Source organism: Streptomyces fractus (genome assembly GCF_049844455.1).
Lineage (GTDB): Bacteria > Actinomycetota > Actinomycetes > Streptomycetales > Streptomycetaceae > Streptomyces > Streptomyces fractus.
The window spans coordinates 3,292,202-3,315,264 of record NZ_JBMYHI010000002.1 but is presented as its reverse complement, the minus strand read 5'-3'; the positions used below and the strand labels follow the sequence as shown (position 1 = coordinate 3,315,264).

The window sequence follows — 23,063 nt, the reverse complement described above, 5'->3', positions numbered from 1 at the left end:
GGGGCGCCCTTTGTCATGCGCTCAAGGCCGTGCGCCCGGGCGAAGACAGCCCGTCAGTCGCGCTCGCCGCCGCCCAGGTGGTGCACCCGGACCATGTTGGTGGTGCCGGGGACGCCGGGGGGCGAACCGGCGGTGATGACCACGGTGTCGCCGTCGTCGAAGCGGGCCAGCTTCACGAGCTCGGCGTCGACGAGGTCGACCATGCCGTCGGTGTTGTCCACGTGCGGCACGACGTGCGACTCGACGCCCCAGCTCAGCGCGAGCTGGTTGCGGGTCTCCTCGTCCGTGGTGAACGCCAGGATCGGCTGGGCCGCGCGGTAGCGGGACAGGCGGCGGGCCGTGTCACCGGACTTGGTGAAGGCGACCAGCGCCTTGCCGTCCAGGAAGTCCGCGATCTCGCACGCGGCACGGGCCACCGAACCGCCCTGCGTACGCGGCTTCTTGCCGGGCACGAGCGGCTGCAGGCCCTTGGAGAGCAGCTCCTCCTCGGCCGCCGTGACGATCTTCGACATCGTCTTGACGGTCTCGATCGGGTACGCGCCCACGGAGGACTCGGCGGACAGCATGACCGCGTCGGCACCGTCGAGGATCGCGTTCGCGACGTCGGAGGCCTCGGCGCGCGTGGGGCGCGAGTTGGTGATCATCGACTCCATCATCTGGGTCGCGACGATCACCGGCTTGGCGTTGCGGCGGCACATCTCCACGAGGCGCTTCTGCACCATCGGGACCTTCTCGAGCGGGTACTCGACGGCGAGGTCACCACGGGCGACCATGATCCAGTCGAAGGCCGCGACGACGCCCTCCATGTTGGCGACGGCCTGCGGCTTCTCGACCTTGGCGCCGACGGGGACCCGGCGGCCCTCCTCGTCCATGATCTTGTGGACGTCCTTGACGTCGTTGGCGTCGCGCACGAAGGACAGGGCGACCATGTCGCAGCCCATCTTCAGGGCGAAGCGCAGGTCCTCGATGTCCTTCTCGGACAGGGCCGGCACGTTCACCGCCGCGCCGGGCAGGTTGATGCCCTTGTGGTCGGAGATGACACCGCCCTCGACGACGATCGTCTTCACGCGCGGTCCGTCGACCTCGACGACCCGCAGCTCGACGTTGCCGTCGTTGATCAGGACCTGGTCGCCCTTGGAGACGTCGCCGGGCAGACCCTTGTAGGTCGTGCCGCAGATCGACTTGTCCCCGGGCACGTCCTCGGTGGTGATGGTGAACTCGTCACCGCGCACCAGCTCGACGGGGCCCTCGGCGAAGGTCTCCAGGCGGATCTTCGGGCCCTGGAGGTCGGCGAGCACGCCCACGGCGCGGCCCGTCTTCTTGGCGGCGGCGCGAACACGGTCGTAGCGACCCTGGTGTTCGGCGTGGGTGCCGTGGCTGAAGTTGAAGCGGGCCACATTCATGCCGGCCTCGATCAGCGAGACGAGCTGCTCTTCGGAGTCGACGGCGGGGCCCAGCGTGCAGACGATTTTGGAACGGCGCATAGGGGCGATCCTATCGGTTTGTTTCGCTACGGAATATTCCGTCTGGTGGAATCTACAAATGGGCGGGTGTGCGCTCAGTCGTTGCGGTTCTGATCCGTGCTCTGAACCAGGGCGTAGGTCTGCTGCGCGATCTCCAGCTCCTCGTCGGTCGGCACCACGGCGACGGCCACCCGGGCGTACTCGGGGGAGATGAGCCGCGGCTCGTCGGAACGTACGGAATTGAGCTCGCCGTCGACCGCGAGACCCAGCTCCTCCAGGCCCGCGACGGCAGCCTCGCGCACCGGCGCCGCGTTCTCGCCGACCCCGGCCGTGAACGCGATCGCGTCCACCCGGCCGAGCACCGCGTAGTAGGAGCCGATGTACTTCTTCAGGCGGTGGATGTAGATGTCGAAGGCGAGCCGCGCCTCCTCGTCGCCCTCGTCGATACGACGGCGGATCTCGCGCATGTCGTTGTCGCCGCACAGACCGATCAGGCCCGACTTCTTGTTCAGCAGGACGTCGATCTCGTCCGCCGACATATTGCCGACCCGCATCAGATGGAAGATGACGGCCGGGTCGACATCTCCCGAACGCGTACCCATCACGAGGCCCTCAAGCGGCGTGAGCCCCATCGATGTGTCCACGCACGTCCCGCCGCGCACCGCGGAGGCCGAGGCGCCGTTGCCCAGGTGCAGGACGATGACGTTGACGTCCTCCGGCTCCTTGCCGAGCAGCTCGGCCGTCTTGCGCGACACGTACGCGTGCGACGTGCCGTGGAAGCCGTAGCGCCGGATGCGGTGCTCGTCGGCGGTCTTCACGTCGATCGCGTAGCGCGAGGCCGACTCCGGCATCGTCGTGTGGAACGCCGTGTCGAAGACGGCGACCTGCGGCAGGTCGGGGCGCAGGCCCATCGCCGTACGGATGCCGGTCAGGTTCGCCGGGTTGTGCAGCGGCGCCACCGGGATGAGTCGCTCGATCTCGGCGAGCACCGCGTCGTCGATGACGGTCGGCTGCGAGAAGAACAGGCCGCCGTGCACCACCCGGTGGCCGATCGCGGCCAGCTCGGGGGAGTCGAGGCCGAGCCCGTCCTCGGTCAGCTCCGCGGCGACCGCCTTGAGCGCCTCTTCGTGGTCGGCGATCGGCCCGTTCTGCTCGCGGGCCGCGCCGCCCGTGGCGATCGGGGTGTGCTTGAGGCGTGAGGTGTCCTCACCGATGCGCTCGACCAGGCCGACGGCGAGGCGGGAGCGGTCCGCCATGTCGAGGAGCTGGTACTTCACCGACGAGGAGCCGGAGTTGAGGACGAGGATGCGAGTCGCTGTCACGGGTACTGCTTTCGGTGGTGGTGGGGGTCAGTTGGCGGGCGTCTGGGCCTGGATCGCCGTGATGACGACCGTGTTCACGATGTCCTGAACGAGCGCGCCGCGCGACAGGTCGTTGACCGGCTTGCGCAGGCCCTGGAGGACCGGTCCCACGGCGATCGCGCCGGCCGAGCGCTGCACGGCCTTGTAGGTGTTGTTGCCGGTGTTGAGGTCGGGGAAGATCAGCACGCTCGCCTGTCCCGCGACCTCGGAGTCGGGCAGCTTGGTGGCGGCCACGGACGGCTCGACGGCGGCGTCGTACTGGATCGGCCCCTCGATCCGCAGATCGGGGCGGGCCGCCTTGACGATCTCCGTGGCCTCGCGGACCTTGTCGACGTCGGCGCCGGAGCCCGAGGTGCCGGTGGAGTACGACAGCATCGCGATCCGCGGCTCGACGCCGAACTGCGAGGCGGTGGCGGCCGACTGCGTGGCGATGTCGGCGAGCTGCTGGGCGTTCGGGTCCGGGTTCACGGCGCAGTCGCCGTAGACGAGGACCTTGTCGGCCAGGCACATGAAGAAGACCGAGGAGACGATCGCGGCGTCCGGCTTGGTCTTGATGATCTCGAAGGCGGGCCGGATCGTGGCGGCCGTGGAGTGCACGGACCCCGACACCATGCCGTCGGCGAGCCCCTCCTGGACCATCAGCGTGCCGAAGTAGTTCACGTCGGCGACCACGTCGTGGGCCAGCTCCGGCGTGACGCCCTTGTGGGCGCGCAGCGCCGCGTACGCGTCGGCGAACCGTTCCCGCAGCGCCGAGGTCTGCGGGTCGATGATGTCGCTGTCGGCGAGGTCGACGCCGAGGTCGGCGGCCTTCTTGCGGATCTGCTCGACCGGGCCGAGCAGGGTCAGGTCGCAGACGCCGCGGCGCAGGAGCACGTCGGCGGCGCGCAGCACGCGCTCCTCGGTGCCCTCGGGCAGCACGACGCGGCGCTTGTCGGAGCGGGCCTGCTCCAGGAGCTTGTGCTCGAACATCATCGGCGTGAGGCGGTCGGAGGACGGCGCCTGGATGGTCTTCAGCAGGCCCACCGTGTCGACGTACTTCTCGAAGACGCCGAGGGCGGTCTCCGCCTTGCGCGGCGTCGCCGCGTTCAACTTGCCTTCCATGGCGAAGAGTTCGGCCGCCGTCGGGAAGGAGCCGCCGGCCACCGCGATCACCGGGGTGCCGGGCGCGAGGCGCTCGGAGAGCTTGAGGATGGCCTCGCCGGGCCGCTCGTTCAGGGTGAGGATCACGCCCGCGATCGGCGGGGTGCCCGCACTGTGCGCGGCGAGCGCGCCGACGACCAGGTCCGCGCGGTCGCCCGGGGTGACGACCATGCAGCCGGGCGTCAGGGCGTTGAGGAAGTTCGGCAGCATGGCGCCGCCGAAGACGAAGTCGAGGGCGTCGCGGGCGAGCCCCGAGTCGTCGCCGAGCAGCACCTGGCCGCCCAGCGCGTGGGTGATCTGGGCGACGGTCGGGGCGGCGAGCGCGGGCTCGTCGGGCAGGACGTAGCAGGGCACGGGCAGCCGGTTGTCGAGCCGGTCCGCGATGTCGTCGCGGTCGGCGGGCACCACCCGGTTCACGACCATCGCGAGGACGTCGCAGCCCAGGCCGTCGTAGGCGCGGTAGGCGTTGCGGGCCTCGGCGCGCACCGATTCTTCCGTCTGCTTCTTGCCGCCGACGACCGGGATCACCGAGGCGCCGAACTCGTTGGCGAGGCGGGCGTTGAGCGCCAGCTCGTCCGGGAGCTGGGTGTCGGCGAAGTCGGTGCCGAGCACGAGGACGACGTCGAAGTCGCGGGCCACCTGGTGGAACCGGTCGACCAGGCGCGAGACCAGCTCGTCCGTGCCCTGCTCGGCCTGGATCGCGGAGGCCTCGTGGTAGTCGAGCCCGTACACCGTCGCCGGGTCCTGCGACAGGCGGTAGCGGGCCCGCAGCAGGTCGAAGAGCCGGTCGGGGCCGTCGTGGACGAGCGGCCGGAAGACCCCCACGCGGTCGACCTGGCGGGTCAGGAGCTCCATGACCCCCAGCTCCACGACCTGGCGGCCGTCGCCGCGATCGATCCCGGTCACGTACACGCTGCGCGTCACGCGTGCTCTCCGTTTCCCTCGTGGTTCTTCTCGTTCGAACCCGGCTTTTACGGGTCGATTCGGTCTCTATCGGGTCAAAAAAAGGCGCGCAATGGAAGCCGTGCCCCCTTGACAATACCTCTGGCGGTGGCTAGGTCGCCCGCCGGACGGAAGGCCTTTTCCCCCGGGTCCACGTGCCCATGGAACCCCTGCCGAAGCTCCCTGCACAGCCGAGCGCGAGCGCGTCGCCTCCCAGAGCGTGGAACAATCGACATCGCTCACCGACGTACCAGTAGCGAGCAGGAGACACAGCACGATGCGTATCGGAGTTCTCACCGCAGGCGGCGACTGCCCTGGCCTGAACGCCGTGATCCGGTCGGTCGTGCACCGAGCCGTCACGCACTACGGCGACGAGGTGCTCGGTTTCGAGGACGGCTACGCGGGGCTGCTCGACGGGCGGTACCGCCCGCTCGATCTGAACGCGGTCAGCGGCATCCTCGCCCGCGGCGGCACCATTCTCGGCTCCTCCCGCCTGGAGCGCGACCGATTCCGGGCGGCCTGCGAGAACGCGAAGCAGCTCGCCGAGGAGATCGGCTTCGACGCCCTCATCCCGATCGGCGGCGAGGGCACGCTGACGGCGGCCCGCATGCTGTCCGACGCGGGCCTGCCGGTCGTCGGCGTGCCGAAGACGATCGACAACGACATCTCGTCCACCGACCGCACCTTCGGCTTCGACACCGCCGTCGGCGTCGCCACCGAGGCGATCGACCGGCTCAAGACGACCGCCGAGTCCCACCAGCGCGTCATGGTCGTCGAGGTCATGGGCCGGCACGCGGGCTGGATCGCCCTGGAGTCCGGCATGGCGGGCGGCGCCCACGGCATCTGCCTGCCCGAGCGGCCCTTCGACCCGTCCGACCTGGTCAAGATGGTCGAGGAGCGGTTCGCGAACGGCAAGAAGTTCGCCGTCATCTGCGTAGCAGAGGGCGCGCACCCCGCCGAGGGCACCATGGACTACGGCACGGGCGCCATCGACCAGTTCGGGCACGAGCGTTTCCAGGGCATCGGCACCGCGCTCTCCTACGAGCTGGAGAGCCGCCTCGGCAAGGAGGCCCGCCCGGTCATCCTCGGCCACGTGCAGCGCGGCGGCACCCCCACCGCGTACGACCGCGTGCTCGCCACCCGGTTCGGCTGGCACGCCGTGGAGGCCGTGCACCGCGGCGAGTTCGGCAAGATGACGGCGCTGTCCGGCACCGACATCACGATGGTGCCGCTCGCCGAGGCGGTCACCGAGCTGAAGACGGTCCCGAAGGACCGGATGGACGAGGCGGAGTCGGTCTTCTAGGCCCCCTGCCCCGCGCGGGCTACGGATGACGGATCCTGGACCAGAACTCGTCCAGGATCCGGTCCAGGAACTGCCGCCCCGCGTCCCCCGACCCCGGGGACGTACCACCGCCCCAGCTGAGCGTGGCGGCCATCAGCGCCTGGTACTCCAGGTGCATCTCGTGCAGTACGTCCTCCAGCTCGCGGCGTTGCACCGGCACCAGCCGGGCGATCGGCCGCACGGACCCCTGCCAGCGCGTCCGCGCCGCGTCCCGCAGCAGCTCCGCGAGGTGCGCGTCACGCCCGGTCACCGTCGCGAGCGCGCGCGGGGTGAGCCGCAGCGTGTCGGCGAGCGCCGTCGACTGCCGGTCGTTGCCCTGCCAGTCGCCCGTCTCCTCCATCCGCAGATACGAGTGGATCTCCAGGCCCACGGCGCGGGCGACGTCCTCCGGGGCGAGCCCCAGCGCGAGCCGGTACTCGCGCAGGGTCCGCGGCGTGCCGATGAGTTCGCCCACCGAGCACCACAGCGCCCCGGCGAGCGCGGTCAGTTCACCGGACGTCGGCGCCGACTCACCGCGCTCCCAGGCGACGATGACGTCCGGCGTGATGTGGGCGATCCCGTACGAGGCACGCATGCCGTACGCGACGTGCCCCGGCGCCATCCCGAGCGCTTCGCGCAGGCGCCGGGCGGCGGGGGCGTTGAACGGTGGTGTCGGCTGGTTGGGCGTGGCCTCGTGCTGCACGGGCACAAAGTAGGGGGTCGCCGGGCGTTTGGCTACGGTCCGTGCGTCCCGCGTGACAATTTGGTACCTGTTGACGGAAGTTGTGGCCCGCCCCCGTCGTGCACAAGGACGAGAGTGCTCAGCCCTTCACCGCGCCGCCCAGCGCGAAACCGCCGCCGAAGCGCCGCGCCACCAGGACGTACAGCAGCACCACGGGCGTCGAGTAGATGATGGAGAACGCGGCGAGCTGCCCGTACACGACGGTGCCCCGGTTGCCGAAGAAGTCGTTGATGCTGACCGAGGCCGGCATCTGGTCGGGGGAGAGCAGCAGCATGAACGGGACGAAGAAGTTCCCCCACATCATCGCGAACGAGTACACGGTGACGACGGCGACGCCCGGCCCCATCAGCGGCAGCACGATCCGGACGAGCCCCTGGAAGGTGTTCGCGCCGTCCGTCCACGCCGCCTCCTCCAGCTCCTTCGGCACGCCGTCCATGAAGTTCTTCATCAGCCATACGGCGAACGGGAGTTGGGACGCGGCGAAGAAGTAGATCGTGCCCGCCATGGTGTCGATCAGGTTCACCTGCACGAACAGCGCGTACACCGGGACCATCACCGCGGTGATCGGCAGACAGGTCGCGAACAGTGTCGTCGTGAGGAACGGGTTGTTCAGGCGCGAGCGGTAGCGGGAGAGCGGATACGCGGCGAGCGCTGCGCAGCCGACCGTCAGCGCCGTCGCGGTGCCGCACAGGATCAGCGAGTTGAGCAGCGGCGTGAACGTGACATCGGGTTTGAGGACGTCGTCGAAGTTGCCGAACGTCAGCCGCGACGGCCACTTCACCCGCAGATTCGCGTCCGCGTCGACCGACGACAGGACGACCCAGGCGAGCGGCAGCGAGAACGCGAGCGCGACGAGGAGCAGCGCCGCGTCCGCCGAGAGCCGTCTACGGATACGGGTCTTCACTCAGTCCTCCGTACGCAGCAGACGCATGTAGACCAGCGAGAACAGGGAGCCGACGACGAGCAGCAGCAGCGCCACCGCGGTGCCGTAGCCGATCATGCTTTTCTGGAAGGCCTGCTCGTACATGAACAGGGGCAGGGTCTGGCTGTGGTTGCCGGGCCCGCCGCGGGTCATCACCCAGATCAGGCCGAAGACCGACAGGGTCTGCAACGTGTTCAGCATCAGGTTCGTGCCGATGGAGCGGCGGATCATCGGCAGCGTGATGTGCCACAGACGCTGCCAGGCGTTCGCGCCGTCCATCTCGGCGGACTCCGTGACCTCCGTCGGGATCTCCTGGAGCGCCGCCGAGTACACGAGCATCGAGAAGGCGGTGCCGCGCCACACGTTCGCGAACGACACCGCCAGGATCGGCAGCGTGAACAACCAGTTCTGGCCCGGCAGTTGGAGCCAGTCGAGGATCGCGTTGAGGGTGCCCTCGCGGCGGAAGAACGCGTACAGCAGAAACCCGGCGACGACCTCCGGCAGCACCCACGCCGTCACCACGACCGCCCCGGTGACCGTCCTGACCGGCTTCGACGCGCGCTGCATCAGCGCCGCGAGCGCGAGCCCCAGCGTGTTCTGGCCGACGATCGACGACAGGAACGTGAAGACGAGCGTCAGCCAGACGGCGTTCAGGAACGCGTCGTCCCTGAACGCCGCCGTGAAGTTGTCGAAGCCGACGAACGACGACTCCGCCTGCCCGGTCAACTGAAGATCGGTGAAGGCGATGTAGACGCAGTACGCGATCGGGCCCGCGAGGAACAGGGCCATGAGCACGGCCGCCGGGGCGACCGGAACGAGCCGGAGGACTGTTCTGCGACGGTTCACTGTGACACTGCCCTACCCCTCAACTCCCGCGCGGCTAAGGCTTCTTGACAACCTTCCCGTCCGTCGCCGCCTTCACCTGCTCGTCGTACGTCGACGCCGCCTTGTCGACCGAGGCGTCACCCGTCGTCACCGACTCCATCGCCTCCTGGATCGCCGTGGAGACCTTCGGGTACGCGGGGTAGGCCGGGCGGTAGTGGGTGCTCGCCACCAAGTCCGTGAAGAACTTGATGCCGGGCTGCGCCTTCACGTACGCGGGGTCGGCGGCGACGTCCTTGCGGACCGCGATGCCGGAGTTGGCGATGTACCAGCGCTTCGCGTTCTCCTTCGTCTGCATCGTCTTGACGAAGTCGAAGGCCAGATCGGGATTGGCCGCCTTGGCCGGGACCGCCCAGGTCCAGCCGCCGGACATGGAGACCTTGCCGGGAGCCTGGCCGGTTTGCGTCGGCATGTGGGCGAGGCCGAGCTTCTGCGACCACTCGGGCCACTCGTGCCCGCTGCCCTTGATCCAGTCCTGCGGCAGCCAGGAGCCGTCGAGGTTGATGCCGAGCTTGCCCTCGGGCAGCAGCTCGCCGCGCACCTGCGTGGGGAAGTTCGGGTCGAGGGCGTCGGAGACGTCGGGGCCGAGCTTCTCCTTGAAGACCGTCCGCACGAAATTCAGGCTGTCCCTGAACGCCTTCGAGCCCGTGACCCACTTGCCCGTGCCCTTGTCGTAGAGCGGGTCCGCGGCCTGGGCGCCGGTCCCGTACAGGAGCATCTGGAAGCCCTGCATCGTCGAGGCCTCGCCGGCCGGCTTTCCGGTGTAGACGTTCAGCGGGGTGACGCCGGGGACCTTCCGCTTGATGGCGCGGGCGGCGTCCAGGACCTCGGCCCAGTTCTTCGGCTGCCAGGGCAGTTCGATGCCGGCCTTCTTCAGGATCGCCTTGTCGTACCAGAGGCCGCGGGTGTCGGTGCCGTCCGGGACGCCGTACGTCTTCCCGTCCCGCGCCTTCGCCGCGGTCTTCGCCGTGTCGATGAACTGGCCCCAGTCCGACCACTTGTCCAGATAGGAGTCGAGCGGCTTCAGATACCCGCTGGCGATGTCCGAGTTGATGAGGAAGGTGTCCTCGTAGACGAGATCCGGGGCCGTCCTCGGCGAGCGGAGCATCTGCTGGAGCTTCGTGTAGTACTCCGCGTCCGGCGCCTTGATCGGGACGAACTTCACCTTCTTGCCGGGGTGCGCCTTCTCGAACTGCTTCTTCATCGCGGCCAGGTAGTCGTCCATGACCTTGACCTTGTTGTCCGTGGACTGCTTGAAGGACACCTTGACGGTGTCCGAGTCGCTTCCGGAGCCGCCGCCGCAGGCGGTGAGCGTCGCGGCGGCCAGCAGGGCGGTGGCGGTGAGGATCGGGACGGTGGGGCGCACGGGCACGACCTCCTACGGAGCATCGCGGGCGCCGTCGCCCGCGGGGCTGCCCAGGAACGTAAGGGCGCCGCCGATCAGGGTCAATGGGTGCGCGAAGTCGGGCCAGGCCCTACTTCCAGGTGTAGATCAGCTCGGGCCGACCCACCTGCCCGTACTGCGGAAGGCGCACGGCCCGCCCGGAGTCGACCAGATGCTCCAGATACCGGCGGGCCGTGATCCGCGAAATGCCCACCGCCTCCGCCGCCGACGCCGCCGTCATGCCCTCGGGCGCCTCCCGCAGCGTGTGCGTGACCCGCTCGAGGGTCGGCGCGCTCAGCCCCTTCGGCAGCGCGGCGGGCGCCGGCGAGCGCAGGGTCGCTATCGCCCGGTCGACCTCGTCCTGGCCGGACGCCTCGCCGGACGTCGCGCGGTACTCGGCGTAGCGCACGAGCCGGTCCCGCAGCGTGGGGAACGTGAACGGCTTCAGCACGTACTGCACGACCCCGAGCGACACCCCCTCCCGGACCACCGCGAGATCACGCGCGGACGTCACCGCCACGACGTCCGCCTGATGCCCGGCGGCCCGCAGCGAACGGGCGAGCGAAAGCCCGTGCCCGTCCGGCAGATGCAGGTCGAGCAGCAGCAGGTCCACGGGATTGCGGTCCAGGAACCGCCTGGCCTGCGCCGCCGAGTGCACCTTGCCCACGGCCGTGAAACCGGGCACCCGGCCGACGTACAGCGCGTGCGCGTCCGCGGCGACGGGGTCGTCCTCGACGACGAGCACCCGAATACTGCGGTCGAGGTCACTCATGGGGTTCCTCCATATCCAGCCCCGCCGGCGTTTGAGGCGCGGGGTCCGGGGCAGAGCCCCGCGGCCGTAACCCCGTCCGGGGCCGAGGACTCGGGGATCCGGATGAGTGGCGCCGCGCCAATCGGCACCCGCACCGTGAACTCCGCGCCGCCCTCCGCCGCCCGCCCGAGGTCCAGCACCCCACCACAGCGCGCCAACGCCTGCCGCACGAGGGCGAGCCCGAGCCCACGCCCACCCGCTCCGGACGGCTTCGGCTTCGTCGACCAACCCCGCTCGAAGACGGAGTCGGCATGCGCCGGATCGACCCCCGGACCCGTGTCCGAGACCCGCAAGAACAGAACGTCGTCATCGGTCCGCGCCGTGACCGTGACCCGCGCACGGGGCGACCCCTGCGCCGCGTCCACCGCGTTGTCGACGAGGTTGCCAAGCACGGTGACCAGATCACGCGCGGGCAGCACTTGCGGCAGCAGCCCGTCGTCGATCCGGGTGTCGGCCGACACCACCAGCTCCACACCGTGCTCATTGGCCTGCGCCGCCTTGCCGAGGAGCAGGGCGGCCAGCACCGGCTCGTTCACCGCGCCCACGACCTGATCGGTCAGCGCCTGCGCCAGCTCCAGCTCGGCGGTCGCGAACTCCACGGCCTCGTCCGCCCGCTCCAGCTCGATCAGCGACACGACCGTGTGCAAGCGGTTCGCCGCCTCGTGCGCCTGCGACCTCAGGGCCCGCGTGAACCCCCGCTCGGAGTCCAACTCGCCCATCACGGCCTGCAGTTCGGTGTGGTCCCTGAGCGTCACGACGGTTCCGCGCCGATCACCGCTCGTCACCGGCGACGTATTCACGACCACCACACGGTCGACCGTCAAATGCACCTCGTCGACCCGAGGCTCGGTGGCGAGCAGCGCACCCGTGAGCGGCGCGGGCAGCCCAAGGTCGGCGACGGACCGCCCCACGACGTCGTCCCCCTCCGCGACACCGAGCAGCACCCGCGCCCCGTCGTTGATCAGCGCGACCCGCCGCTGCCCGTCCAGCATCACGAGCCCCTCGCGCACGGCATGCAGCGCCGCCTGGTGATAGGCGTGCATCCGGCTCAGCTCGGTCGCGTTCATCCCGTGCGTGTGACGACGTAGACGGGCGTTTATGACGTACGTACCAATACCGCCGAGCACCAGCGCGGCGAGCGCGACGCCCGCCACGGCGAGGACCTGCCCCCGCGCCTGAGCGGTGATGACATCGATCGTGATCCCGGCGCTGACGAGCCCGACGACACGGTGCCGCCCCTCGTCGTACACGGGCGTCACCACCCGCACCGAGGGCCCCAGCGTCCCCGTGTACGTCTCCGAGAACGTGTGCCCCTTCAAGGCGGGCCCGATGTGACCGAGGTAGCGCTCCCCGATCTGCCGCTCGTCGGGGTGCGTCCAGCGGATCCCTTCCGGATCCATGATCGTCACGAAGTCGACGCCGGTGTGCTTCTGCACCTCACGTGCGTACGGCTGAAGGCGCGCGGTCGGATCCTCGGCGCCGGCGGCCGCCTCCCGCACGGACCGCGAGTCGGCGACGGCCCGAGCCGTGGCCGTGGCCTGCCGCCGCGCACTGCTCTCCGCCTGCCCCCGGTCACTGACGTACGTGAAGAGCGCACACCCCGCCACCACGACGGCCACCAGCACGACCTGCATCGCGAAGAGCTGGCCCGCCAGGCTGCGGGGGCGGGGGAGACGCATGCGGAACAGTCTGCCTCTTCGTATAAGCGCGAACTAAATGAACGGAAGGGTGACGGTCCTCACCGGGGGGAGAGATAGTCGCCAGGATTCGCAGGACGTGAGCCGCACGGACTGGGACTGACACGCCGACGCCGTCGTTCAGGAGGAACCGTGGCCGGGACAGAGACCGCGAAACCAGCCGCACCCGCGAAGCGGGACCGCACCCACTATCTGTACATCGCCGTGATCGTGGCCGTGCTGCTCGGTATCGCAGTCGGCTTCGCCGCGCCCGACTTCGCCAAGGAGCTCAAGCCCATCGGCACGGGCTTCGTGAACCTGATCAAGATGATGATCTCGCCCATCATCTTCTGCACGATCGTCCTGGGCGTCGGCTCCGTCCGGAAGGCCGCGAAGATCGGCAAGGTCGGCGGCCTCGCCCTCGGCTACTTCATCGTGATGTCGGTCGTGGCCCTCGCCATCGGCCTGCTCGTCGGCAACTTCCTGCACCCCGGCGACGGCATGCACCTCACCGAGGCGGTGAAGGGCGCGGGCCACACGGCGGCCCAGGAGGCCAACGAGGGCCCCGTCGACTTCATCCTCGGCATCATCCCGACGACCATGGTCTCCGCGTTCACCGGCGACTCGGTCCTCCAGACGCTGCTCGTCGCGCTGCTCGTCGGCTTCGCCCTCCAGGCCATGGGCCGCTCCGGCGAGCCCGTCCTGCGCGGCGTCGAGCACATCCAGAAGCTCGTCTTCCGGGTCCTCGGCATGATCATGTGGGCCGCCCCGGTCGGCGCGTTCGGCGCGATGGCGGCGGTCATCGGAGAAACAGGCGTCGACGCCCTCAAGGCCCTGGCCACGATCATGGTCGGCTTCTACGTCACCTGCGCCCTGTTCGTCGGCATCGTGCTCGCGGCGATCCTGCGCCTGGCGACGGGCTTCAACATCTTCTCGCTCCTGAAGTACCTGGGCCGAGAGTTCCTCCTCATTCTCTCGACCTCGTCCTCCGAGTCGGCGCTGCCGCGCCTGATCGCGAAGATGGAGCACCTCGGGGTCTCGCGCCCGGTCGTCGGCATCACCGTCCCGACCGGGTACTCCTTCAACCTCGACGGCACCATGATCTACCTGACCATGGCGTCCCTCTTCATCTCCGACGCCATGGACCAGCCGATGTCCGTCGGCCAGCAGATCGGCCTGCTCCTCTTCATGATGATCGCGTCGAAGGGCGCGGCGGGCGTCTCCGGCTCCGGCATCGCGGTCCTCGCCTCGGGCCTCCAGTCCCACAAGCCGGGCCTGGTCGACGGAGTCGGCCTGATCATCGGCATCGACCGCTTCATGAGCGAGGCCCGCGCCCTCACCAACTTCGCGGGCAACGCGGTGGCTACGTTGCTCATCGGCACGTGGACCGGGGAAGTCGACCGGGACCGTGTGAAGCGGGTCCTCGCCGGCGAGCTCCCCTTCGACGAGCGCACACTGCTCGACTCCGGTGACGCCTCCGACGCCTCCGCCTCCGACTCGGACGTTCCGACGCCGCGTGACGGCGGGGCGAAGGAGCCGGTCGGAGCCTGATCCGACAGCCTTCCGCAGGAGCGGGGCCCGGTGCGACGCGTCGCACCGGGCCCCGCTTTGTGCCGCGCGGGCAGGTGGCGTAGAGTTCTTCGAGTTGCCCACAGGGCGGCACCTCCAACCACTTGCACGATCTCCCACCGGGATTCCTTTCGGCGTGCCCGAATTCAATTCCGAACCCCGATTAGCTCGGGGGCGGGGAATCCGCTAAAGTTTGGAACGTCGGAACGGCCCAACAGCCGCGAGGACAAGCCCCACTGACTGGGAATCAGGACCGAAAGGATCTGATAGAGTCGGACTCGCCGGAAAGCCGAAAGGCCGGAAAGCGGAGCGGGATCGAGGGAAATCGGCCGGTGAAACGGTCTGATAGAGTCGGAAACGCGAAACAGCAAGAAACAATAGCAAGACCGAAGGGAAGCGCCCGGAGGAAAACCCGAGAGGGTGAGTACAAAGGAAGCGTCCGTTCCTTGAGAACTCAACAGCGTGCCAAAAATCAACGCCAGATATGTTGATACCCCGTCTCCAGCATCTGCTGGGGATGAGGTTCCTTTGTAAAAAACACAGCGAGGACGCTGTGAACGGTCGGATTATTCCTCCGACTGTTCCGCTCTCGTGTGTGTCGCCCCGATCACGGGGAAACATTCACGGAGAGTTTGATCCTGGCTCAGGACGAACGCTGGCGGCGTGCTTAACACATGCAAGTCGAACGATGAAGCCCTTCGGGGTGGATTAGTGGCGAACGGGTGAGTAACACGTGGGCAATCTGCCCTTCACTCTGGGACAAGCCTTGGAAACGAGGTCTAATACCGGATAACACTCCTGTCCTCCTGGATGGGGGTTAAAAGCTCCGGCGGTGAAGGATGAGCCCGCGGCCTATCAGCTTGTTGGTGAGGTAATGGCTCACCAAGGCGACGACGGGTAGCCGGCCTGAGAGGGCGACCGGCCACACTGGGACTGAGACACGGCCCAGACTCCTACGGGAGGCAGCAGTGGGGAATATTGCACAATGGGCGAAAGCCTGATGCAGCGACGCCGCGTGAGGGATGACGGCCTTCGGGTTGTAAACCTCTTTCAGCAGGGAAGAAGCGAAAGTGACGGTACCTGCAGAAGAAGCGCCGGCTAACTACGTGCCAGCAGCCGCGGTAATACGTAGGGCGCAAGCGTTGTCCGGAATTATTGGGCGTAAAGAGCTCGTAGGCGGCTTGTCACGTCGATTGTGAAAGCTCGGGGCTTAACCCCGAGTCTGCAGTCGATACGGGCTAGCTAGAGTGTGGTAGGGGAGATCGGAATTCCTGGTGTAGCGGTGAAATGCGCAGATATCAGGAGGAACACCGGTGGCGAAGGCGGATCTCTGGGCCATTACTGACGCTGAGGAGCGAAAGCGTGGGGAGCGAACAGGATTAGATACCCTGGTAGTCCACGCCGTAAACGGTGGGCACTAGGTGTGGGCAACATTCCACGTTGTCCGCGCCGCAGCTAACGCATTAAGTGCCCCGCCTGGGGAGTACGGCCGCAAGGCTAAAACTCAAAGGAATTGACGGGGGCCCGCACAAGCAGCGGAGCATGTGGCTTAATTCGACGCAACGCGAAGAACCTTACCAAGGCTTGACATACACCGGAAACGTCCAGAGATGGGCGCCCCCTTGTGGTCGGTGTACAGGTGGTGCATGGCTGTCGTCAGCTCGTGTCGTGAGATGTTGGGTTAAGTCCCGCAACGAGCGCAACCCTTGTTCTGTGTTGCCAGCATGCCCTTCGGGGTGATGGGGACTCACAGGAGACCGCCGGGGTCAACTCGGAGGAAGGTGGGGACGACGTCAAGTCATCATGCCCCTTATGTCTTGGGCTGCACACGTGCTACAATGGCCGATACAATGAGCTGCGATACCGCAAGGTGGAGCGAATCTCAAAAAGTCGGTCTCAGTTCGGATTGGGGTCTGCAACTCGACCCCATGAAGTTGGAGTTGCTAGTAATCGCAGATCAGCATTGCTGCGGTGAATACGTTCCCGGGCCTTGTACACACCGCCCGTCACGTCACGAAAGTCGGTAACACCCGAAGCCGGTGGCCCAACCCCTTGCGGGAGGGAGCTGTCGAAGGTGGGACTGGCGATTGGGACGAAGTCGTAACAAGGTAGCCGTACCGGAAGGTGCGGCTGGATCACCTCCTTTCTAAGGAGCACTTCTCACCAACTCCGGTTGGTCAGAGGCCAGTTCATCAGCGAACGTCTGATGCTGGTTGCTCATGGGTGGAACGTTGATTATTCGGCACGATTGGTTGGCTTCACTAGTACTGCTTCGGCGTGGAACGTGTGAGTGAACTGGTCGGGCCGGGCACGCTGTTGGGTATCTGAGGGTACGGATTTGATCCCGACCTCGATGCCGGCCCCGGTGAAGCGCCAAGGTTCTTGGTGTGTGACGGGTGGTTGGTCGTTGTTTGAGAACTGCACAGTGGACGCGAGCATCTGTGGCCAAGTTTTTAAGGGCGCACGGTGGATGCCTTGGTACCAGGAACCGATGAAGGACGTGGGAGGCCACGATAGTCCCCGGGGAGTCGTCAACCAGGCTTTGATCCGGGGGTTTCCGAATGGGGAAACCCGGCAGTCGTCATGGGCTGTCACCCGCTGCTGAATATATAGGCAGTGTGGAGGGAACGCGGGGAAGTGAAACATCTCAGTACCCGCAGGAAGAGAAAACAACCGTGATTCCGGGAGTAGTGGCGAGCGAAACTGGATGAGGCCAAACCGTATACGTGTGAGACCCGGCAGGGGTTGCGTGTACGGGGTTGTGGGATCTCTCTTCTGTCGTCTGCCGGCGACAGGACGAGTAAGAAACCGTTGATGTAGGCGAAGGACATGCGAAAGGTCCGGCGTAGAGGGTAAGACCCCCGTAGTCGAAACATTAGCGGCTCGTTTGAGAGACACCCAAGTAGCACGGGGCCCGAGAAATCCTGTGTGAATCTGGCGGGACCACCCGTTAAGCCTAAATATTCCCTGGTGACCGATAGCGGATAGTACCGTGAGGGAATGGTGAAAAGTACCGCGGGAGCGGAGTGAAATAGTACCTGAAACCGTGTGCCTACAAGCCGTGGGAGCGTCGCGCATTGAGTTTACTCAATGCGTCGTGACTGCGTGCCTTTTGAAGAATGAGCCTGCGAGTTTGCGGTGTGTTGCGAGGTTAACCCGTGTGGGGAAGCCGTAGCGAAAGCGAGTCCGAATAGGGCGATTCAGTAGCGCGCTCAAGACCCGAAGCGGAGTGATCTAGCCATGGGCAGGTTGAAGCGGAGGTAAGACTTCGTGGAGGACCGAACCCACCAGGGTTGAAAACCTGGGGGATGACCTGTGGTTAGGGGTGAAAGGCCAATCAAACTCCGTGATAGCTGGTTCTCCCCGAAATGCATTTAGGTGCAGCGTCGTGTGTTTCTTGCCGGAGGTAGAGCACTGGATAGGCGATGGGCCCTACCGGGTTACTGACCTTAGCCAAACTCCGAATGCCGGTAAGTGAGAGCACGGCAGTGAGACTGTGGGGGATAAGCTCCATGGTCGAGAGGGAAACAGCCCAGAGCATCGACTAAGGCCCCTAAGCGTACGCTAAGTGGGAAAGGATGTGGAGTCGCAGAGACAACCAGGAGGTTGGCTTAGAAGCAGCCACCCTTGAAAGAGTGCGTAATAGCTCACTGGTCAAGTGATTCCGCGCCGACAATGTAGCGGGGCTCAAGCGTACCGCCGAAGTCGTGTCATTCATACAACAGCCCCAACGGGTGTGTGGATGGGTAGGGGAGCGTCGTGTGCCGGGTGAAGCAGCACCGGAAGGTAGTTGTGGACGGTTCACGAGTGAGAATGCAGGCATGAGTAGCGATACACACGTGAGAAACGTGTGCGCCGATTGACTAAGGGTTCCTGGGTCAAGCTGATCTGCCCAGGGTAAGTCGGGACCTAAGGCGAGGCCGACAGGCGTAGTCGATGGATAACCGGTTGATATTCCGGTACCCGCTGTGACGCGAAAGACATCGAATCCAGTGATGCTAAGGCCGTGAAGCCGTTCCGGACCCTTCGGGGAATGGAAAGTGGTGGAGCCGCCGGTCCAAGCTGGTAGTAGGTGAGCGATGGGGTGACGCAGGAAGGTAGTCCAGCCCGGGCGATGGTAGTCCCGGGGTAAGGGTGTAGGCCGTGCGGTAGGTAAATCCGTCGCACACAAGGCTGAGACCTGATGCCGAGCCGATTGTGGTGAAGTGGATGATCCTATGCTGTCGAGAAAAGCCTCTAGCGAGTTTCATGGCGGCCCGTACCCTAAACCGACTCAGGTGGTCAGGTAGAGAATACCGAGGCGTTCGGGTGAACTATGGTTAAGGAACTCGGCAAAATGCCCCCGTAACTTCGGGAGAAGGGGGGCCATTCCTGGTGATGAGTCTTGCACTCTGAGCTGGGGGTGGCCGCAGAGACCAGCGAGAAGCGACTGTTTACTAAAAACACAGGTCCGTGCGAAGCCGTAAGGCGATGTATACGGACTGACGCCTGCCCGGTGCTGGAACGTTAAGGGGACCGGTTAGTCACATTTCGGTGTGGCGAAGCTGAGAACTTAAGCGCCAGTAAACGGCGGTGGTAACTATAACCATCCTAAGGTAGCGAAATTCCTTGTCGGGTAAGTTCCGACCTGCACGAATGGCGTAACGACTTCTCGACTGTCTCAACCATAGGCCCGGTGAAATTGCACTACGAGTAAAGATGCTCGTTTCGCGCAGAAGGACGGAAAGACCCCGGGACCTTTACTATAGTTTGATATTGGTGTTCGGTTCGGCTTGTGTAGGATAGGTGGGAGACTGTGAACCCTGGACGCCAGTTCAGGGGGAGTCGTCGTTGAAATACCACTCTGGTCGTGCTGGATGTCTAACCTGGGTCCGTGATCCGGATCAGGGACAGTGTCTGATGGGTAGTTTAACTGGGGCGGTTGCCTCCCAAAGAGTAACGGAGGCGCCCAAAGGTTCCCTCAGCCTGGTTGGTAATCAGGTGTTGAGTGTAAGTGCACAAGGGAGCTTGACTGTGAGACCGACGGGTCGAGCAGGGACGAAAGTCGGGACTAGTGATCCGGCGGTGGCTTGTGGAAGCGCCGTCGCTCAACGGATAAAAGGTACCCCGGGGATAACAGGCTGATCTTCCCCAAGAGTCCATATCGACGGGATGGTTTGGCACCTCGATGTCGGCTCGTCGCATCCTGGGGCTGGAGTCGGTCCCAAGGGTTGGGCTGTTCGCCCATTAAAGCGGTACGCGAGCTGGGTTTAGAACGTCGTGAGACAGTTCGGTCCCTATCCTCTGTGCGCGTAGGAATATTGAGAAGGGCTGTCCCTAGTACGAGAGGACCGGGACGGACGAACCTCTGGTGTGCCAGTTGTCCTGCCAAGGGCATGGCTGGTTGGCTACGTTCGGAAAGGATAACCGCTGAAAGCATCTAAGCGGGAAGCCTGCTTCGAGATGAGTATTCCCACCCCCTTTGAGGGGTTAAGGCTCCCAGTAGACGACTGGGTTGATAGGCCGGATCTGGAAGCACCGTAAGGTGTGGAGGTGACCGGTACTAATAGGCCGAGGGCTTGTCCTCAGTTGCTCGCGTCCACTGTGTTGGTTCTGAAACCACGAACAACCGTCGTAGCCATGTGCCACGGCTCCGGTTGACAGTTTCATAGTGTTTCGGTGGTCATAGCGTGAGGGAAACGCCCGGTTACATTCCGAACCCGGAAGCTAAGCCTCACAGCGCCGATGGTACTGCAGGGGGGACCCTGTGGGAGAGTAGGACGCCGCCGAACTAATTTTATAGAAAAGCCCGGACCGGGATACGGTCCGGGCTTTTCTGCGTTTTCTGCCGGTTCTTCTACTCGGTGGAAATCTTGAGGCAGGTCCGCAATTCCTCGACCGCCTCCGGAGCTCCCGTGACCCGCACCGGTGAGGTCTCGTCAGTACCCGCGCGGTTCCATAGATCGCGCAGCAGTGCCGCGGGCGGGCCGCTCAGGACGACGTCCGTAGCGCCCGTGGCCTTGTCGTCCTCGACCGTGAAGGCGGGATCGGCCGTTGTGCGAATACGCCATGTCGCCGGCTGACCGCCCTCCGCGCGTACCTCGTACGAACGGCCGGGCGACGTGGCCAGCGGCTCACGGAAATAGTCGGACCACTCGGTGACCGCGTACGCGGTGAACACCTTCAGGAGTTCGTCGATCCCGTCGATGGCGAGGTCGTCCGGGACGGGGGACACCGGGCCGCCCGCCGCGAGTTCGGCGTCGATGCGGTGGATGACCGTCTCCTGTGCCATGCGGCGGATCCAGAAGCCGACGGTCTGGTCCGGGGCGTACCAAGTGCCTGACGGGTCCTGCGGAGCGTGTGCCTCGATGGCCGCCCGGAGTTCGGCGTAGGCGCGGTCCAGGAGGGCGAACGGTTCCTCGTCGGCCGTGCCCTTCGGCGGCCACTCCGGTTCGGCGCCCGGAGCGGCCGCCAGGATGGCCTGCGTCTTGTGTGCGTAGACCTGCCCGACGTGGCGCACCAGGTCGGTGACGGTCCAGTCGGGGCAGCTCGGCACCTGTGCCGTCGGGGCCGACGTGGCGGCGGCCTTGAGGTGCTCGAAGTCGGCGGCCAGGCAGGCGAGATACGGGGTGACGGACAGGCGAGTGCGTGCGTCGTGGCTCATGGACGCAACGTAGCGGCAGGTACTGACAATCGGGTCACGAGGGATCGCGTTCCACCGGCAGCCATAGTTCCGCGTCCGCTGTCGTGCCGTCCGGGGACATTCGCGTACGCAGGATCTCCGGTCCTGGGCGGGTGCGGTACGGGTTGGCGGGGAACCACTCCGCGTAGACCGTCGCCCAGAGTTGCTGAATGGTCTCCGGGGCCGGGCCCGACGTGGTGAAGACCGCCCATGTTCCGGCGGGCACGGGGAGCACGGTGGAGCCCGCGGGGGCCGGAGCGTCCGGGCCGGCCACCACCCCCTGGTAGTAGTCGAGTTGGCTGCCCTCCGCGCGGCCGGGGTCCAGGTCGTCGCAGACCGCGACGATGCCCTCGGGGGCCTCGCCGGAGTCCTTCGAGAGCTGATCGAGGGCCGAGAGCGTTTCGGGCGGGACGGACCGGACGAAGTCGATGATCGCCTGGTTCGGGCCCCGGTACACCAGGGGGACCCGGGCCTTCGGGCCGACGACGCTGAAGTCGGCGCGGTCCACTACGCGGTAGCGCATGCTGCTGTTCCCTTCGACGGTGAGCCGGAAGGAGAGGCGGGGCTGGGAGACCAGTGCCGGTTTTGTCCGACGGGCCTCGCCGGGGCCGACGCCGTGCAGTGCGCGGAACGCCCGGGCGAAGGCCTCGCCCGAGCCGTACCCGTAGCGCACGGCGACGGTCAGGAGGGGCTCCTGGTCGGCGAGGACCTCGGCGCCCGCCACCGTGAGCCGGCGCCGTCGGACGTACTCCGACAGCGGCATGCCCGCGAGCGCCGAGAACATCCGGCGCAGGTGGTACTCGGACGTGGTGGCGATGCGCGCCAGTTCCGCGATGTCCAGGGGCTCGTCGAGGCGCTGCTCGATGTGGTCCATGACCTGGTTGAGTCGGTCCAGCACCTGGCCCCTCCTTCCGGTTCCTGCTGTTGACGTCTTGAACGCTAGGCGCGCCGCACATCGGCCGACCCGACATCCTGTGCCCGATCAAGTCGGGGAGGCGACTTGAGTGTGCGAGCTGAGTACGCGAGCTGAGTACGCGCACTCAGGTATGGGAACGGGCGTCCGCCTTTGATGGAGACATGATCTCCGAACTCGTGGACGACTCCGTGGACGGCTCCGTGGACGACCGCGTCGCGCCGTCCGCGCCGCGTCCCCGTACGTGGGTCGCCCCCTTGATATCGAGCGTGATCACGCTGCCCGCCGCGCTCCTCGCGTACGGGGTCGCCGCGGCGTCCCAGAAGTGGCCCTTCACCGTCTTCGGCTGGGGGCTGACCGTCGCGCTCCTGACGCTCGCCACGGCCTGGCTGCTGCCGTGGGAGGAGCGGTTCGTGGCGCGCCGGCGGGGGTTCGCGGTGGCGGCTCCGTTCGCCGTCGTGGCCGCGTTCGTGCTGTACCTCGCACTCGTCGACTGGCCTTGACGTCAGCGGCAAGGTCTAACGTCTTCGTCATGCGCATCGGAGAACTCGCCGCCCGCGCCGGTACGACGACGCGGGCGCTCAGGTACTACGAGTCGCGCGGGCTGCTGCCCGCGCGGCGCGGTGGCAACGGGTACCGGACCTACGACGAGGACGACCTGCGGGCCCTGCGGCAGATCCGCACGCTGCAGGACTTCGGCTTCGACCTGGAGGAGACCCGGCCGTTCGTGGAGTGCCTGCGGGCCGGACATCCTGAGGGCGACTCGTGCCCGGCGTCGTTGGCCGTGTACCGGAGCAAGGTCGCCGAACTCGATGCGCTCATCGGTGAGTTGACCGCCGTACGGGAGACGGTCGGCGCGCAGTTGACGCGCGCCGAGCGGGCCATGGAGGCGCTGGCCGCGGAGCAGGACTCCGCGCCGCGCTGTGAACTAGGGGAGTGATCACGATGGCGTTTCGGGACGTGACCGATGCGGACTTCGAGGAGCAGGTCATCAAGGCCGACCGGCCGGTCCTCGTGGAGTTCACGGCCGAGTGGTGCGGGCCGTGCAAGCAGCTGGCGCCGGTGCTGAAGGCGGTGGCGGAGGAGGAGTGGGAGCGCCTCGACGTCGTGGCGATCGACGTCGACGTCAATCCGGACACGGCCGTGAAGTACGGGGTGATGTCCATGCCGACGCTGATGGTCTTCAAGGGCGGCGAGCCGGTGTGGTCGCGAGTCGGCGCCCGGCCGAAGCGGCGGCTGCTCGAGGAGTTGACCGAAGCGCTCTGAGGAATTCCCG

General features: G+C 66.5%; 16 protein-coding genes and 3 rRNA genes. 8 read left to right on the top strand and 11 right to left on the bottom strand.

Translation table 11 applies throughout. The annotated features are described in order from the left end of the window. Nucleotides 1-53 precede the first annotated feature (53 nt). The 3 genes from pyk to pta form a co-directional block, all read right to left on the bottom strand. Nucleotides 54-1,484, bottom strand: coding sequence for a pyruvate kinase (gene pyk / locus ACP4E5_RS16695; protein WP_425829439.1), 1,431 nt, complete (start codon nucleotides 1,482-1,484; stop codon nucleotides 54-56). 74 nt (nucleotides 1,485-1,558) lie between these two features. Continuing rightward, nucleotides 1,559-2,785, bottom strand: a complete 1,227-nt coding sequence (locus tag ACP4E5_RS16690) for an acetate kinase (protein ID WP_425829437.1) — start codon at nucleotides 2,783-2,785, stop codon at nucleotides 1,559-1,561. A gap of 27 nt (nucleotides 2,786-2,812) precedes the next feature. Then, a complete protein-coding gene (gene pta / locus ACP4E5_RS16685) occupies nucleotides 2,813-4,888 on the bottom strand; it encodes a phosphate acetyltransferase (protein ID WP_425829435.1) in 2,076 nt (691 codons plus the stop codon). A 295-nt stretch (nucleotides 4,889-5,183) separates the two neighbouring features. On the opposite strand from pta, the gene ACP4E5_RS16680 reads away from it, so the two are divergent. Then, nucleotides 5,184-6,209 (top strand): ATP-dependent 6-phosphofructokinase, encoded by a 1,026-nt coding sequence (locus ACP4E5_RS16680; RefSeq protein ID WP_425829433.1) that lies wholly within the window; start codon nucleotides 5,184-5,186, stop codon nucleotides 6,207-6,209. 19 nt (nucleotides 6,210-6,228) lie between these two features. On the opposite strand, the gene ACP4E5_RS16675 is transcribed toward ACP4E5_RS16680, so the two are convergent. The 6 genes from ACP4E5_RS16675 to ACP4E5_RS16650 form a co-directional block, all read right to left on the bottom strand. Continuing rightward, nucleotides 6,229-6,936, bottom strand: a complete 708-nt coding sequence (locus ACP4E5_RS16675; protein WP_425829431.1) for a helix-turn-helix domain-containing protein — start codon at nucleotides 6,934-6,936, stop codon at nucleotides 6,229-6,231. 112 nt (nucleotides 6,937-7,048) lie between these two features. Beyond that, a complete protein-coding gene (locus tag ACP4E5_RS16670; protein ID WP_425829429.1) occupies nucleotides 7,049-7,873 on the bottom strand; it encodes a carbohydrate ABC transporter permease in 825 nt (274 codons plus the stop codon). Next, on the bottom strand, nucleotides 7,874-8,680 hold the full coding sequence (locus tag ACP4E5_RS16665; RefSeq protein ID WP_425841396.1) for a carbohydrate ABC transporter permease: 807 nt from the start codon (nucleotides 8,678-8,680) through the stop codon (nucleotides 7,874-7,876). It lies immediately after the preceding gene. Nucleotides 8,681-8,771: 91 nt separating this feature from the next. Further along, nucleotides 8,772-10,139 carry an ABC transporter substrate-binding protein gene (locus ACP4E5_RS16660; RefSeq protein ID WP_425829427.1) on the bottom strand — a complete coding sequence of 456 codons (1,368 nt, stop codon included), beginning with the start codon at nucleotides 10,137-10,139 and terminating at the stop codon, nucleotides 8,772-8,774. Between the two features lie 109 nt (nucleotides 10,140-10,248). Next, entirely contained in the window at nucleotides 10,249-10,929 is a 681-nt protein-coding gene (locus tag ACP4E5_RS16655; protein ID WP_425829425.1) for a response regulator, read from the bottom strand. Continuing rightward, nucleotides 10,926-12,647: a sensor histidine kinase gene (locus ACP4E5_RS16650; protein WP_425829423.1), complete on the bottom strand. Its 1,722-nt coding sequence runs from the start codon at nucleotides 12,645-12,647 to the stop codon at nucleotides 10,926-10,928. The genes ACP4E5_RS16655 and ACP4E5_RS16650 overlap by 4 nt, the downstream gene beginning before the upstream one ends. 150 nt (nucleotides 12,648-12,797) lie before the next feature. Between ACP4E5_RS16650 and ACP4E5_RS16645 the strand changes: the two genes are divergently transcribed. The 4 genes from ACP4E5_RS16645 (at nucleotide 12,798) to rrf (ending at nucleotide 19,984) form a co-directional block, all read left to right on the top strand. After that, nucleotides 12,798-14,195, top strand: coding sequence for a cation:dicarboxylate symporter family transporter (locus ACP4E5_RS16645; RefSeq protein WP_425829421.1), 1,398 nt, complete (start codon nucleotides 12,798-12,800; stop codon nucleotides 14,193-14,195). 638 nt (nucleotides 14,196-14,833) lie between these two features. Continuing rightward, nucleotides 14,834-16,359 (top strand): 16S ribosomal RNA (locus ACP4E5_RS16640). 297 nt (nucleotides 16,360-16,656) lie between these two features. Further along, nucleotides 16,657-19,779, top strand: a 23S ribosomal RNA gene (locus ACP4E5_RS16635). A gap of 88 nt (nucleotides 19,780-19,867) precedes the next feature. Then, nucleotides 19,868-19,984: ribosomal RNA gene (gene rrf / locus ACP4E5_RS16630) — 5S ribosomal RNA — on the top strand. Together the 16S, 23S and 5S rRNA genes form the textbook arrangement of a ribosomal RNA operon. A 65-nt stretch (nucleotides 19,985-20,049) precedes the next feature. Here the strand turns inward: rrf and ACP4E5_RS16625 are convergent. Both ACP4E5_RS16625 and ACP4E5_RS16620 read right to left on the bottom strand, forming a co-directional pair. Beyond that, the gene (locus ACP4E5_RS16625) at nucleotides 20,050-20,856 is read right to left on the bottom strand and encodes a maleylpyruvate isomerase family mycothiol-dependent enzyme (protein ID WP_425829419.1); all 807 of its coding nucleotides are present in this window, start codon (nucleotides 20,854-20,856) and stop codon (nucleotides 20,050-20,052) included. A 34-nt stretch (nucleotides 20,857-20,890) separates the two neighbouring features. Beyond that, nucleotides 20,891-21,772, bottom strand: coding sequence for an AraC family transcriptional regulator (locus ACP4E5_RS16620; protein WP_425829417.1), 882 nt, complete (start codon nucleotides 21,770-21,772; stop codon nucleotides 20,891-20,893). A 179-nt stretch (nucleotides 21,773-21,951) separates the two neighbouring features. Here ACP4E5_RS16620 and ACP4E5_RS16615 point away from each other — a divergent pair, with 179 nt between their 5' ends. Genes ACP4E5_RS16615 through trxA form a run of 3 tightly spaced genes read left to right on the top strand, consistent with a single transcriptional unit; the run spans nucleotide 21,952 to nucleotide 23,053 of the window. Further along, nucleotides 21,952-22,290, top strand: a complete 339-nt coding sequence (locus ACP4E5_RS16615; RefSeq protein WP_425829415.1) for a hypothetical protein — start codon at nucleotides 21,952-21,954, stop codon at nucleotides 22,288-22,290. 29 nt (nucleotides 22,291-22,319) lie between these two features. Then, nucleotides 22,320-22,727 (top strand): MerR family transcriptional regulator, encoded by a 408-nt coding sequence (locus ACP4E5_RS16610; protein ID WP_425829413.1) that lies wholly within the window; start codon nucleotides 22,320-22,322, stop codon nucleotides 22,725-22,727. Between the two features lie 5 nt (nucleotides 22,728-22,732). Continuing rightward, entirely contained in the window at nucleotides 22,733-23,053 is a 321-nt protein-coding gene (gene trxA / locus ACP4E5_RS16605) for a thioredoxin (RefSeq protein WP_425829411.1), read from the top strand. Nucleotides 23,054-23,063: the final 10 nt, after the last annotated feature.